The sequence below is a fragment of the Photobacterium sp. 1_MG-2023 genome, from assembly GCF_030547945.1.
Classification (GTDB): domain Bacteria; phylum Pseudomonadota; class Gammaproteobacteria; order Enterobacterales; family Vibrionaceae; genus Photobacterium.
On sequence record NZ_JAUORR010000011.1, the window covers coordinates 131,742 to 144,760 of the forward strand.

The 13,019-nt window shown below is 49.2% G+C and carries 14 protein-coding genes and 1 riboswitch; of the genes, 9 read left to right on the plus strand and 5 right to left on the minus strand.

What is annotated here, in order from left to right:
- Positions 1-203 precede the first annotated feature (203 nt).
- From Q4579_RS11935 to Q4579_RS11945, 3 genes are all read left to right on the plus strand, one after another.
- Positions 204-416 carry a cold-shock protein gene (locus tag Q4579_RS11935; RefSeq protein ID WP_211651489.1) on the plus strand — a complete coding sequence of 71 codons (213 nt, stop codon included), beginning with the start codon at positions 204-206 and terminating at the stop codon, positions 414-416.
- Between the two features lie 176 nt (positions 417-592).
- Positions 593-946, plus strand: a complete 354-nt coding sequence (locus Q4579_RS11940) for a hypothetical protein (RefSeq protein WP_303564437.1) — start codon at positions 593-595, stop codon at positions 944-946.
- Positions 947-1,100: 154 nt separating this feature from the next.
- Positions 1,101-1,994, plus strand: a complete 894-nt coding sequence (locus tag Q4579_RS11945) for an alpha/beta hydrolase (protein WP_303564439.1) — start codon at positions 1,101-1,103, stop codon at positions 1,992-1,994.
- A 33-nt stretch (positions 1,995-2,027) separates the two neighbouring features.
- Here Q4579_RS11945 and Q4579_RS11950 read toward each other — a convergent pair whose 3' ends face one another.
- Positions 2,028-3,377, minus strand: a complete 1,350-nt coding sequence (locus tag Q4579_RS11950; protein ID WP_303564442.1) for an MATE family efflux transporter — start codon at positions 3,375-3,377, stop codon at positions 2,028-2,030.
- Between the two features lie 119 nt (positions 3,378-3,496).
- Between Q4579_RS11950 and Q4579_RS11955 the strand changes: the two genes are divergently transcribed.
- From Q4579_RS11955 to Q4579_RS11965, 3 genes are all read left to right on the plus strand, one after another.
- The gene (locus Q4579_RS11955; RefSeq protein WP_303564483.1) at positions 3,497-4,381 is read left to right on the plus strand and encodes a LysR family transcriptional regulator; all 885 of its coding nucleotides are present in this window, start codon (positions 3,497-3,499) and stop codon (positions 4,379-4,381) included.
- A 77-nt stretch (positions 4,382-4,458) separates the two neighbouring features.
- Complete coding sequence (locus Q4579_RS11960; protein WP_303564445.1) at positions 4,459-4,911, plus strand: carboxymuconolactone decarboxylase family protein; 453 nt, start codon at positions 4,459-4,461, stop codon at positions 4,909-4,911.
- Between the two features lie 11 nt (positions 4,912-4,922).
- Positions 4,923-5,693 carry a helix-turn-helix domain-containing protein gene (locus Q4579_RS11965; protein ID WP_303564446.1) on the plus strand — a complete coding sequence of 257 codons (771 nt, stop codon included), beginning with the start codon at positions 4,923-4,925 and terminating at the stop codon, positions 5,691-5,693.
- Positions 5,694-5,700: 7 nt separating this feature from the next.
- On the opposite strand, the gene Q4579_RS11970 is transcribed toward Q4579_RS11965, so the two are convergent.
- Positions 5,701-6,912 carry an MFS transporter gene (locus Q4579_RS11970; RefSeq protein ID WP_303564449.1) on the minus strand — a complete coding sequence of 404 codons (1,212 nt, stop codon included), beginning with the start codon at positions 6,910-6,912 and terminating at the stop codon, positions 5,701-5,703.
- A 104-nt stretch (positions 6,913-7,016) separates the two neighbouring features.
- Here Q4579_RS11970 and Q4579_RS11975 point away from each other — a divergent pair, with 104 nt between their 5' ends.
- The 3 genes from Q4579_RS11975 to Q4579_RS11985 all read left to right on the plus strand — a co-directional run bounded on the left by Q4579_RS11975 (position 7,017) and on the right by Q4579_RS11985 (position 9,821).
- Positions 7,017-7,919, plus strand: coding sequence for a LysR family transcriptional regulator (locus tag Q4579_RS11975; protein ID WP_303564452.1), 903 nt, complete (start codon positions 7,017-7,019; stop codon positions 7,917-7,919).
- A 162-nt stretch (positions 7,920-8,081) separates the two neighbouring features.
- Positions 8,082-8,579 carry a GNAT family N-acetyltransferase gene (locus Q4579_RS11980; protein ID WP_303564453.1) on the plus strand — a complete coding sequence of 166 codons (498 nt, stop codon included), beginning with the start codon at positions 8,082-8,084 and terminating at the stop codon, positions 8,577-8,579.
- Between the two features lie 33 nt (positions 8,580-8,612).
- Positions 8,613-8,712: riboswitch (purine riboswitch) on the plus strand.
- Positions 8,713-8,816: 104 nt separating this feature from the next.
- On the plus strand, positions 8,817-9,821 hold the full coding sequence (locus Q4579_RS11985; protein ID WP_303564454.1) for an adenosine deaminase: 1,005 nt from the start codon (positions 8,817-8,819) through the stop codon (positions 9,819-9,821).
- Positions 9,822-9,872: 51 nt separating this feature from the next.
- On the opposite strand, the gene Q4579_RS11990 is transcribed toward Q4579_RS11985, so the two are convergent.
- From Q4579_RS11990 to Q4579_RS12000, 3 genes are all read right to left on the minus strand, one after another.
- Positions 9,873-10,949: a low specificity L-threonine aldolase gene (locus Q4579_RS11990; protein WP_303564455.1), complete on the minus strand. Its 1,077-nt coding sequence runs from the start codon at positions 10,947-10,949 to the stop codon at positions 9,873-9,875.
- A 121-nt stretch (positions 10,950-11,070) separates the two neighbouring features.
- A complete protein-coding gene (locus tag Q4579_RS11995) occupies positions 11,071-11,772 on the minus strand; it encodes a murein L,D-transpeptidase family protein (RefSeq protein WP_303564457.1) in 702 nt (233 codons plus the stop codon).
- A gap of 490 nt (positions 11,773-12,262) precedes the next feature.
- Positions 12,263-12,703, minus strand: a complete 441-nt coding sequence (locus Q4579_RS12000) for a hypothetical protein (protein ID WP_303564458.1) — start codon at positions 12,701-12,703, stop codon at positions 12,263-12,265.
- Positions 12,704-13,019: the final 316 nt, after the last annotated feature.

Here is a 13,019-nt window from a genome sequence, read left to right on the forward strand (position 1 = left end):
GCTCGCGTATGATTCGTTTTGCTCTGTCGCTCAGATATTGTCATGCAACAACAAGTCAAAGTTAAACCTCAGAATTTCTTCATTACTGACGTGATTCCTCAGTGTTTCCCTTAGCTTCATCGTGACATTCAATCATTCAGCTATCAGCGCATCGCATCATTGCGATTCCTATTTTTGAATTCATAATTTGTAAGGGACATCTCATGTCAAACAAATCAACTGGTCTGGTAAAGTGGTTTAACGAAGAGAAAGGTTTTGGTTTCATCACTCAAGACAACGGCGGTGCTGACGTATTCGTTCACTTCCGTGCAATCGCTTCAGAAGGCTTCAAAACTCTGGCTGAAGGTCAGAAAGTGTCTTTTGACGTTGAGCAAGGCCAGAAAGGTCCTCAGGCTGCGAACGTTGTAAAACTGTAAGCCTGTTCCGGCGCAAAGCATACAGTCTTTGCGCCGATCAACCCTTCTGTTGTAAACCTTTCTTCCCTCTCTTCAGCAATTTTCATCACAATATTCTTCTGATTCATTCGTTAAATCCCAACTGTCTCATTGTCGCAATATTTATTTGATACAAATTTTCTGAAAGAAGATGCTGCATGGTGAGCAATGCTCAGACCATCAGTTCATTTCATCCATTATTTAAGGATTTTTATGTCACGTTCAACCGGCCGTCACCGTTTTTGGTTTCAGCTGAACCGTTCCACCCATCGTTCAGGCAATATAAAAGGAGAACTATGATTGTTAACTTCACGCTCTATCAAACGAATGTTTCCTGGAGCTCAAAGATTCATCAGTTAAATGATGACGTACTCATGCGTCATGTACAGGTTAAAGGTCAAATGGCTTCAAGAGATGTTGGATTCTCTTACTGCGAAGCATCTCAAACCGGGGAAATCCTGAGTGCTGATGAGCGAATCATCGGTCAATTCAGTGTCGTGGCTGAATTCTGACAGACGTAGAAAGACGTTTGCTCTCCGTAACCAACACTCTCAGAGTTGATACGTTTTTAAAATTATCCGGCGGTTGCCTTCACTGAGCCCGGATCAAGTTTCTTACAGTATAAAATTGCATCTACACTCTCATTAATCCCCTCAATGAAAGGTGATGCAGTTGATTAAAGCTCTGATCGCAGTGATTTATATGGTTGCAGTCTTGGGTCTCAGTGGCTGCGAAAGTCTGTTTTTCTGGCCTTCCAAACAACTGGTTCCATCACCAGAAGTGTTGAAATTTACCAAGGAAGATAAATTTTTCACCGCTCAGGATGGTACGTTAATCCATGGCTGGCAAATTGCCGCGCAGGGTGAAAAACAGGGCACGATTTATTTTCTGCACGGGAATGCGCAGAACCTGAGCTACCATGTCGCCAATGTTTTCTGGCTGGCAGAAAAAGGCTGGGAAATTGTGATTATTGATTATCGGGGTTATGGCCGAACAGCCGGTGACCCTGATTTTGCCAAAGTTCAGCAGGATGCACTCGCGGGTTATCTGGGGGTTTTAGAATCCCGGCAGGATCAGAAACCTGTCATTGTCTGGGGGCAAAGTTTAGGTGCCTCCATCGCCATCAATATGGTTGCTGAATTGCCTGCGGCACAACGGCCGCAGGGTTTAATCGTGGATAGTACATTCAGCTCCCACCAGAAAATTGTGCGGGAAACTTTGGGGAATTTCTGGCTGACGTATCTGTTTCAGTATCCATTAAGCTGGTTCTTTACCGATGATTACGCGCCTGAACAAGCGATTGCCCGAATTGATAATGTGCCATTCCTTTTTGTTCACAGTGTTCAGGATCCGGTCATTGATATCAGTCATGCGCAAACCCTCTATCAGCTTGCCCATGATCCGAAACAGCTCTGGGTATCTCCCGTCCCTGGTCATATTGCCGCCTGGAACGATGAAGTCTGGCGGGATCATCTGGTCTGTCAGCTGAATCGCTGGCCGCAGCTGAATACGCAGGAAGCCGCTTGTGAGGATGCGGGTCTGGCTGCCGTTAAAGAATAACGGCAGCCCTGAGACTGCCCGTGACCCGCTGCTTCAGGCGTTCACGAATTTCAGCTGGGTTGATGGCTGATGCAGCGCTCGCCACATCGCAGTCAGTGCGAAGACGGCCAGCACGATGTTTGAGAGCGGCATCGCCAGCCAGACGCCCGCCAGCCCCAGCCATTTCGGCAACAACCAGAGGAATGGCAACTGAATCAGCATATTGGCCAATGAAATGACCAGTGCCATGCCGCCCCGGCCGACCGACATGAAATACACTGAACTGATCACAATCAGACCGTCCAGAAACAGGCCGAACAGATGCAGCCTGATGCCGTTTGTTGCTTCACTCTGAAGCGCAGCATTGCCTGGGTTAAACCAGCCAATGATCGTGTCCGGCAGGACGTTGAGCAGGGCGATCCAACTGATGCCCACAACGCAGGTGACTTTGCACGCCAGCCAGACGGTTTGCCGGATTTTATCTGCAGCCTGTTCGCCATGAAAATAACTCACTGGCGGTTGCATCCCTTCGGAAATCCCCTCGGCCAGCAGGTAATACAGCGTCATCAGATAGCCGACGATAGCATAAGCTGCGACATGGGTTGCTGAACCGTATTCCATGAACAGGCGGTTGTGCAGGGCGACCATCACGCCTGTGTACAGATACATCACCAGACTGGACGATCCCAGTGCCAGAATATCCGCCATCTTTTTTGGATCGGGCAGGCAAGCCGACGGTCGGATTCCGAGTGTCGAAAACCGGCTCAGGAAATAGCTCAGCCCAAGCAAGAGAACAACCCCCTGTGATGTTACGGTCGCGATGGCTGCCCCCGCCAGCCCCCAGCCCAGCTTGCCGATCATCACATAATCCAGCACTGTATTCAGCACCGCGCCCAAAACCATCAGCGCCGTAGCAAACTTCGGAGAATCATCGTTTCGCAACAAAAACGGCATGGCACTGGCCGCAATACTGATCACTGAAAACACGGCAAAGATCTGCAGGTAGCTGGTGGCATACTCTGCCGTTTGACCCGCAGCGCCTTGCAAAGCGAGCAAAGGGCGACCGAATTGCAGTAAAAAAGCTGCGCTTGCCAGCCCGGTGAACGCAATGACGATCAGGGCATTCCCCAGTGAAGCACGGGCTTGTCCAGTGTCCTGCCTGCCGCGATAGGTTGAGATCAGGCTGCCAGCACCCATCCCGATCATCAGGCCGGTGCCAAGCAACAGACTGATGATTGGCCAGGCCATGTTCATCGCAGTCAGACCGTCCTGACCCAGATAGTGGCCGACGAAAATGCCATCCACAATCTGATACAAACCGTTGACCAACATCGCCATCACGGCAGGAATGGTAAACCGGTAAAACGTTCGGCGAATGGATGTGGCTTGTTGAATTGCTTCCATGATAAACCTCACATGAACGAAAGCAGATTTCAGAATGGCGATGATTCTCTTATCAGATTAAGATGGAATAAAGTTAGTTACTATCCGGTTTTCGGATGGGTGAGGGGATCATGTCACGTATCAATTGGAACCTGGATCAGCTGGAGGCTTTTGTCACAGCGGCTCAAACGGGCTCTTTTACTGCAACCGCGCGAAAGCTGGGGAAAGCACAGTCTCGTATCAGCACCGCGATTGCCAATCTTGAAGCCGATCTGGGTTTTGCACTGTTTGACCGGGCCGGAAAATATCCGGTGCTCACGGAAGATGGCACTGCCGTTTTGAATGATGCCCTGTCGGTGCTCTCTCAGTGTGAGCGTTTGCAGTCGCGTGCTTTCTCGGTTGCGGCATCTAAACCCGTACAACTGACCATTGCGATGGATGAAGCGGTGCCGATTGAAAATTTTGAAACGCTTTATGCCGGGCTTGCGTTGCAGTTTCCGAATTTGAGCCTGACATTGCTCAATGGCTCACAGGAAGATATTGCCCGTTGGATTGATGAAGGCAGAGCTGAACTGGGATTCGTGTTACAGGATCACCCGTTGCCATTGTCACTGGAGCGGTATGCGATTGTCCGGACCGGGCAGTCGCTGATCGTATCAGACGATCATCCGCTGGCTTCGTTTGATGCACCCACCGAAAGTCAGTTGATTGCGTATCGGCAACTGGTGATTCGGGATCGGATGGGCAATGCAATCGGTAAACCGCTCTCACCAAGCTATTGGCACGTCGATAGCTTTTATCTTATTTCATCGTTAGTGATGCGCGGGATCGGCTGGGCCTTTGTACCGGAGCATGTTGCCAGAGCCGACTGGTACGCCGTGAAAACTTTATCGACGCAGAATTTACCGTATCAGCCGGACTTCATGCTGTCAGCGGTGAAACGCCGGGACAGCGGCTGGAATGATGTGCTGAAGTGGATGCTGGATGAAGCGCAGCGCTTATTTCGCGAAGAAGGTGCACGATAATTCAGGCATGTCGGAAATCTTCAATCTTTGCTGCGGCTGATTGAGTACTTTGGTGTCAAAGACAAAGGAGAATCCTCATGACAGCACGATTAGATTATTTCAGTACGGCACCTCAGGCGATGGAAATTCTGGTGAAACAGGAGCACTATTTCCATCATCAGTTTCGCGAATCGGCAACGATGTCGATGACGATTTGGGAACTGGTGAAGCTGAGAGTTTCGCAGATCAATCAATGCGCTTTTTGTATTGATATGCACAGTAAAGATGCGATCAAACTGGGTGAGCAACCAGAAAGGCTTTATGGACTGAACGCATGGCGGGACATGCCAATGTATACTGAACAGGAACGCGTCGCACTGGCATTTGCAGAAACGCTCACTGCGGCACAACCGATTTCTGAGTCGCAGTATCAGGAAATTCTGAACACGTTCGGTGAGCAGAGCATGGTCGATCTGACTTTGGCGATCAATGCGATGAACAGCTGGAATCGGGTGGTGAAAACTTTTCAACCTGCAGTGGGCAGTTTTTAAACGGACGGGTGATGGATTTCAGAATCTATAAACCACAAGGAAAACTTGCAGACCATATCCAGGCGATATGGTCTGTTTCTGTCTCTGAAAAACAGGCTGCCGCTGAGCAAAAACTCCTGTTCAGCGATGCCGGGACAGGCATTATGTTCAACCTTGGCTGCGATATCGTTTGGGGAGAGCTGCCACAGCCGATGGGGGTGGTTCTTGAATCTGTCAGCCCCAAAGCGCAGGCAGTATTATTGCCCCCGGGAACTGTGCTGGCAGGGATTCGTTTTCATCCTGCAATGGGGTTCAGCTTTTTGGGGAAACGTTACGGCCAGGCTGTTCAGGCTGAGGACGATCCCGAACATGCGCGTGCATTACAAGCGTTACAGGCGCAGCTGGTCAATAGCACCGGACATCAGGGAAGAATCAGCCGTATTTACCGCTGGCTGATTCAATCAATGGATGTCCAGCAAGCGTCACATGATGCGATTTCCGGGATCATGAAAGCGGTGCATTCCCATGATGAGTCGCGGACTTTACCTGTCAGTACGCGTCAGATCGAGCGGCATTTTCAGAAATGGCTCGGTATCACACCGAAACATTATCAGCGTATTCTCAGGGTGCGAAACACCATCGACGTGATCAGAACAACCCCTGATATCAATCTGGCGGAATTGGCCGTCACACAAGGCTTTTCGGATCAGGCCCACATGACCCGGGAATTTTCTGCCATTGCCTGTATCACCCCCCGGCAATTCAGCCAGCGGGTGAAACAGAGTATTGCCCGGATTCAGTAATACCTGCTCAGCGACATTGATTTGGCCTGGTCCTTTGCTTTGATGATCTCAGATGTTTCCATATGCAGGCTGGGACGAGCAGCGTCAGGATGACCGAAACGGCAACAAGCTGTTTGAAATCAATCGGCTGCGACACAGATTCTGAAATCATGAAGCTACTGAAAATCGCCCCCAATCCGACCGAAAGATGCTGAACAGCATTCTGAATCCCAGCCATTTTTGTCCGGAGGGCTGCTGGTAAGTCACTCAGGGTCGAAGTGACTAAGATCAGACTTCGCGCTGAACTGACGGTCATAAATCCGGCAAACATTGCCAGTGCCAGTTGCGGATTGGCCGTAAAAAACCCCAGGGCGCAGCAAACAACCATCAGGGCGGACAAAACCGTGATGCAGTTGAGGTCCGAAAATGTACCGTGATACCTGCTGTAACCCTGAATCAGCAGGAAAGAACCCGTCCCCCCGGCAAGATAGCTCAGCGCGAGCGATGTTTCAGAGAGATGCAGCCGCTCTACCAGCATGACCGGAAACTGAGTCGACACCAGAAAAGTGCCAAGGATGGTCAGGGCGATCAGCAGTGCGAATGGCAGTACAGCGAATGGAGGCATCCTTTGGGCATCTGCCGGATGGGAATCAAGTTCATCTTGCGGGTGTGTTGCATCGGAACGGATCAGCACCAGAAGCAGACACATGAAAAGCAGTCCTCCGATCAAATAGAACGTACTTTGCCAGCCGAAAAAGTCAGTCAGCCACAGTAAGACAGGGACGCCCAGCGTCAGTGCCAGTGGAAAAGTACTCATCAGCATCGCCATATGTCGTTTTCGCAACTGAGGGGGGCTGACCCGCGCGAGAGCGTTCAGATTCGTCACTGCCAGCATCCCCCCAAAGCAACCTGCTGCGGCTCTGGCAACGAGCAGGGCATTGAAATGCTGTAAAAATGGCAAAAGAATCGTCGAAATTGCTAAACCCAGCAGGCAAATCAGATGCCACTTTCGTTCCGACTGAGCCGAGCGGGTCAACAACAGGCTGCTGAGTGCCGCACAGAGTGCATAGCTGCCGGACAGGTAGCCGGCCTGGGATGCGTCGTTGTGCGTTTCCTGAAGGATAAATATGCTGAGCGGAACAATGATCAATAAGTCCAGCGCCATCAGAAAATGGATCAGGTAGGCCAGCATGCTTCCATTGGATCGCGCTGCATGCTCGGAAATACGATTTGAATTCATGGTTGTTTTGTCTCTCTGTCGTTCGAAAGCTCAGATTGTATAAACCTGTTCAAAGGGATAAATTGGCTTTCATTGGTTTAATTATCCCGAAAAGTGGGTGAATAGTGTTAGAGCAGGTCGAAACCCAGTGGCTGCAAACTTTTCATGCGGTTTATCTTTGTCAAAGTTTTAAGCAGGCTTCGGAGATGCTGACGGTGCCAACGTCCAATGTCAGCCGTCATATCGTTTTACTTGAATCGGCAATCAACACACGGCTTTTTGAAAGAACGACCCGCCGAATGACCCCGACAGAGGCAGGGCATCAGCTCTATGGGTCAACCTTGCCGTTACTGACGGCCCTGAATGATGCATTGGAGGATGTCCGGGATCATGCCAAAAGCGTCACGGGACAGTTAAAACTGCTGATGCCTGATTTACCCGTTTTGGCTGAAATGGTCGTGAGTTTTTGTGAAAAACATCCGCAACTGAGCCTTTGCTGTGAAACCAGCCTGAGCCCGAAAGAAGATTTGCTGGATGGCTTTGATATTGTCCTGAGTTTTCACCGGGGAGCGCTGGCAGACAGCGGCTGGGTTGCCAAAGAAGTGTTCCGGAAACCAAGCTGTATTGTGGGGTCCCCGGCACTGATTGCGCGGGTTGGACAACCGAAAACTCTGCAAGAAATTCAGCAGTTGCCCTGTATTACGACGCTGACTGCGCTGAATGGCTCACCATGGATATTCAAAACGGCAGACGGAAAACAGCAGACCCTGCCGGTGAAATCTGCATTTAAAGTGAATAGTGGAACCCTGGCCAGCCGGGCGGCGCTGGCCGGATTTGGGTTTGCCATTTTGGCTCAGGAAGCTTGTCAGGAGGCAATCGAAGCGGGTCGGCTGGTTTTGATTGAACTGGAAGCTGAACCGGAAGATTTAGTGCTGCACGCCATCTATGCTGGCCGCAAACATCTGCCTCAGAAAATTCGTGCGTTTCTGACGCATCTGGAGAATCAGATGTCCTCTTCTGAGCTGTGATGCGATAAAGAAACTGCTCGTTGTTCAGCGCCTGCCGGACTGCGATTCTTTGGCACAACGCAGCATTTCCCATGTTTCTCTGTAGCTGAAGGCAAGTGGCTGTGATAGAAAATGAGCTGAGAAAAATCCAGTGTTTATCATGATTTAGGCAGGAGTCAGGAGATGGCAATTACCATTCGGCACATGGAAGATACAGACATGGATGGTCTGTGTGACATCTATTCAATTTCCAGTGTGCTGGAAAACACATCTCAGTTTATGCATCTGGGCAGTAAACGGATCGGTCAGTTGTTTTCTTCTTCAGATTTGATCACGCTGGTGGCTGATCTGGATGGTCGCGCTGTGGGCCATGTCACGCTTTTTACCCGCCAGAAACCGAAAGAAAAACATATCGCCAGTACAGCGATTGCTGTTCATCCTGAATTTCACGGCAGGGGGGTGGGATCGATGCTGATGGCGGAAGCCATTGATTTATCAGATAACTGGCTGAATGTCTTGCGTCTGGAGCTGGAAGTGAATACCGACAATGCACCAGCGATTGCCCTGTACCGAAAATTTGGTTTTGGCCTGGAAGGTGAGAAGAAAATGGCAACCTTTAAATCGGGTCAGTATGCCGATTTATATCTGATGGCCCGGCTTGCAAGCTGGCACCAAGTGTGAGAAAGTTGCCCGCGTTGTACGTCTTAACGGTCACAAACCGTTAAGATTCAGCTTCGTATAACCCCACTGATAGGGTGTGGGGGTCTCTACCAGAATCCGTAAAATTCTGATTACGAAGAGTCAAGTCGATGTACGGCTTTTCTCTTTGTGTTAGTCAGAATCCATCTTGCTCCCGCATTGCAGAATTGCTGTTCATCATGCTTATCCACGTATTGAGAACCCGATGAAGAGCAACCCATGAATCAATTTATTGCCGGACTGCCGAAAGTAGAGCTGCATTTGCACATAGAAGGTTCGCTGGAACCTGAGCTGATGTTCGCCCTTGCCGAAAGAAATCATATTGCTATTCCTTACCGTTCACCCGAAGAAGTCCGTGCGGCTTATCAGTTCCATAATCTGCAGTCGTTTCTGGATATTTACTATCAGGGCGCGAATGTCCTGATTCATGAACAGGATTTTTATGATCTGACCTGGGCGTATCTGCTGCGGTGCAAGGCAGACAATGTGGTCCACACCGAGATTTTCTTTGATCCGCAAACGCATACCGAGCGCGGGATCGCGTTTGAAACCGTGGTCCATGGTATCCATCGTGCGCTCGAGCAAGGCCAGACTGAGCTGGAGATTTCCAGCCAGTTGATCCTGTGCTTCTTACGTCATTTGGATCAGGATGCGGCATTTCGCACCTTGGAACAGGCGATGCCACACCGCGACAAAATCATTGGTGTCGGACTGGATTCTTCTGAACTGGGCCATCCGCCCGAGAAGTTCAAAGATGTGTTTCAAAAAGCACTGGAAGCCGGGTTTCTGACGGTTGCACACGCCGGGGAAGAAGGGCCATCGCAGAACATCGACAATACCCTTGATTTGCTGGGGGCAACCCGAGTTGATCATGGTGTGCGCTGTGTAGAAGATCCGGCGCTGGTTGCGCGGCTGATCCGGGATCAGGTGCCTTTAACCGTGTGTCCGTTGTCGAATCTGAAGCTCAAGGTGTTTGAATCGATGCGTGATCACAACATCGTTGAACTCCTGCGAAAAGAGCTATGTGTGACCATTAACTCGGATGATCCGGCTTATTTTGGTGGATACATGACAGATAACTTTCAGGCTGTCGCCGACGCGCATCCAATGAGCCGGGAAGAGATTGCTCAGTTCACTTTCAATGCCATCATGGCCAGTTTTATCAGTGAAGAAGAAAAACAGCGCCTGACGCAGTTGACGCTGAACTATCTGGAATCCTTCTGAAACACAAAGCCGCTGGTTTCAGCGGCTTTAAGGCACCATGGATCCTGAAAATTACGCGATTTCAGCAGCAATGAGATCCAGCACTGATCTGAAAGTGTCATCATGCATGTTCAGCAGGTGATCCCCCACATACCATTCGAAGAAAGACTGGTTGGGCAGTGCCGCCTGCTGCGGGTAGCCAATCCAGATCTGATGGTTTTTCGCCAGCTTATCCCGAATTGCTGTTGCTTTGACTTCACTGACCGGCAGGTAAAGATGGAATAAATTGGACTGCGGTGCGGCCGGATTTGGCGTGAGCATCGGGTAAGCGCGAACAATCTCATAGATTTGTTGGGTTCGCTCGAATAGTGCAGGCATCTGCGCCAGACGCTGATCAAATTGCATCGCGGCAGAAACCGCATAAGGTGTCCGGTGAACAACATTGCCACCCTGACGCTGCATCCACCGGCGGGCTTTGTCGATTAAGGATTTATCGCCGAGTAACATGGCGCCACCCAGTCCGGCAATGCCTTTATAGAGTGAGACATAGGCTGAATGAAAACCCGCTGTAATCTCATGATACTCGCGGCCATACCAGGCTTTGGCTTCCCACAGACGTGCGCCGTCTAAATGAAGATGAATATTTTGTTGCTGGCAATGGGCTTTGATGGCTTCTAAGTCATCCCATTGTGGCAACTGACCGCCAATTTCACGCATGGGCAATTCATACAGCACTGCGGCGATATCGTCCGGCCAGGCTTTCAGATCATCGAGCTTCCAGGTCTGATAAGGATTCCCAACCGGCAAGACCGAAAACCGATCCTGAAGCTGATAGTTCTGGCCTTCATGCAGATAAATATGGCTGGATGGATGCATGGCCACAACGGGGTTGTTGCGTGCCATACAGGCCAGTTGCAGTGCGGTAGGCTGGGTCATGGTGCCGGTGACCACAAACAGGGCGGCCTCATAGCCCAGTAAAGCGGCGATTTTGGCTTCAAATGCCTGCAGAAAATCACCTTCACCATAAACATCATGGTTGATTTGGTGTGCCTGACACCAATCTGCCATGCGCTGAAAGGTTTCTGCCGGGGTTGGCAGGTGGTTTCCCGGTACAAAAGTGGTGCATTGGTTTCGTAATGCCTGACTCATATCTTTCCTTGTCAGTTTGATTTTTTCCAGAATATATCGCTGACAGAGCCTATGACGGACTTGCAGACATCACAAGATAAACGGATTTAAAAGTTGATTCTGCGCACCTTATTCAAACGATTTAATAGGTGAATCTTGCAAATTCCGTTTCAATCGAGGCATAGAGCTCCGAAACCCAGGTCGGAGATTGCGCTGCAATCGGACGGATAGGGGCTTTTCTCGGATCGTGTGGCGCAATCACGACATCCACATTGCCCTTGCCGATTTTGCCGACCAGCGTAAATAATTCTTCTATAGCGGTATCCCCGATAGCCAGACAGCCAATCGAGTCAGCTTTGCCATGAATGAAAATATTGGTTCCCGGACGCGTTCTGCCTTCGAGATTGGCATATTTCATATCAAAATCGTTCGGGTAATTGAGTTTCATGGACAGATGAAAGCGGCTGTTCGGATTCAGCCCGATGATTTTATAAATCCCTTCCGGCACCTGACGATCACCTTCTTTCATTTTCGGGCCTGCTTTGCCACTTGCCGCTGTGACAGGGTAACTATGCACGAAATGCCGGGCACCCCGTTGATCAATCGCCCACAGCTCCAGTGCCTTTTCTTCCTTCAGACCAAGCAGGGCAATTTTGGCGGGTGGGTAAGCAACATTGGCTTTTCTGAATCTGTATTTCAGGCGTTGTTCCGACAGTTGACCATAAATGGCAAGCACATCGTCGACGGTACGTTTTCCTGAGTGACTGACAGATTGTGCGTGAGTATGAATTGTCGTCAGTGCAGGTACTAAAAAGACGAGCGTTTGAAAGATTTTCTTAAACATAGCATCCAGGTTGCATTTTCTTACTTCTGATAAAATCCATGATAGGGGAAGCCGGAGAAAAATGTCTTTTCAGCAATGTCAAAATTTGCCAGAAGCCGACAATTTTTGATGGCCTCTGAGGAATAATTTGAGGTGATGACCAAAAGAGGTGTCTTGCACTTGAATTTGGCTGATTGAATTTATAATGAAGACTGATGGTGCGAAAGTCTTGATATTAAAGCATTGAATTTGGATGCAATGAATGCATCCTTAACTCAATCGCTGCTATCAATGACACATAGTTTACACAGCGCAGGAGCTGTGTTTCAGTTTCTGTTGTGATGAATAACGAGGCGTCCACTTCGCCGCAGCCAGCCTAAGCCGATGAGGCATGCACAGAAACACAGACATCATCAGTAAGGCTGGGTGAAATGATCTGAAAGAAAATTAAAACCTGTTTATTATCTTTGAAAGGAGAGAAAACAATAGATCGGCGATGGTTCAGGTTTATTTAAATGTGAATATTTAAATTGCGTTGAGATAATTTATATTGGAGTGCCTGAATAAATGCTTTGTCACCTTGATCTTTTGCAGATAAAGCAATATTCAGCCAGATACCGGATTCGACGGCATTCACCCGATAGATTCGAATCTTATCCATTCGGGTATTTTCGACTAATTCGACCGAATCCAGATCGTCGATATGAATTTCAAAGACGGAGATACGTTGATTCTCTCCCTGAGCATAATGAATTAACAGATCATCTGTCAGAATTGCGCCACCTTCCAGTACGGACTTCCTGCCATAACTGTAAAAATACTCAATCTGATCGTCAGACGAGAGAATATAATGATTCACTAATGTATCGCGGGTGTTTTGTGAGATTTGGTTACCCGTCTGCACCTGATTTTCTGGCACATGACGCAGAACAAAAAAGTGAAGGGTTGCCATGATCAACAGAAAGATCACAATCACGGGAGCAAATGTGATCAAGAGTCTACGTGGCTTTTGAGGTGAGGACGGCTGATAAGGCTGCAAAATAGATATCCCTGCTTTTTTTGTCGTCACAGTTTACGTGAAAGATACTTTATTGATAAGTCCTCAGTTGAGTTGATCTCAATTCACGACAGCGTCCAGATGAGAATTCAGCGCGTGCATGTCTAAAATTGTGCGGTAACGACAAAACTAAAATAATTCAATTAATTACTGTCATTCCCGATTCTCCCCCCGTCATTCCCGCGAAGGCGGGAATCCATCGAGCGCCGGG

What these genes read in the sequence shown, in the direction of transcription:
- Q4579_RS11935 (WP_211651489.1), top strand. Translation starts at nt 204, where the DNA reads ATGTCAAACAAATCAACTGGTCTGGTAAAGTGGTTTAACGAAGAGAAA.
- Q4579_RS11940 (WP_303564437.1), top strand. Translation starts at nt 593, where the DNA reads ATGGTGAGCAATGCTCAGACCATCAGTTCATTTCATCCATTATTTAAG.
- Q4579_RS11945 (WP_303564439.1), top strand. Translation starts at nt 1,101, where the DNA reads ATGCAGTTGATTAAAGCTCTGATCGCAGTGATTTATATGGTTGCAGTC.
- Q4579_RS11950 (WP_303564442.1), bottom strand. Translation starts at nt 3,377, where the DNA reads ATGGAAGCAATTCAACAAGCCACATCCATTCGCCGAACGTTTTACCGG.
- Q4579_RS11960 (WP_303564445.1), top strand. Translation starts at nt 4,459, where the DNA reads ATGACAGCACGATTAGATTATTTCAGTACGGCACCTCAGGCGATGGAA.
- Q4579_RS11965 (WP_303564446.1), top strand. Translation starts at nt 4,923, where the DNA reads ATGGATTTCAGAATCTATAAACCACAAGGAAAACTTGCAGACCATATC.
- Q4579_RS11970 (WP_303564449.1), bottom strand. Translation starts at nt 6,912, where the DNA reads ATGAATTCAAATCGTATTTCCGAGCATGCAGCGCGATCCAATGGAAGC.
- Q4579_RS11980 (WP_303564453.1), top strand. Translation starts at nt 8,082, where the DNA reads ATGGCAATTACCATTCGGCACATGGAAGATACAGACATGGATGGTCTG.
- Q4579_RS11985 (WP_303564454.1), top strand. Translation starts at nt 8,817, where the DNA reads ATGAATCAATTTATTGCCGGACTGCCGAAAGTAGAGCTGCATTTGCAC.
- Q4579_RS11990 (WP_303564455.1), bottom strand. Translation starts at nt 10,949, where the DNA reads ATGAGTCAGGCATTACGAAACCAATGCACCACTTTTGTACCGGGAAAC.
- Q4579_RS11995 (WP_303564457.1), bottom strand. Translation starts at nt 11,772, where the DNA reads ATGTTTAAGAAAATCTTTCAAACGCTCGTCTTTTTAGTACCTGCACTG.
- Q4579_RS12000 (WP_303564458.1), bottom strand. Translation starts at nt 12,703, where the DNA reads ATGGCAACCCTTCACTTTTTTGTTCTGCGTCATGTGCCAGAAAATCAG.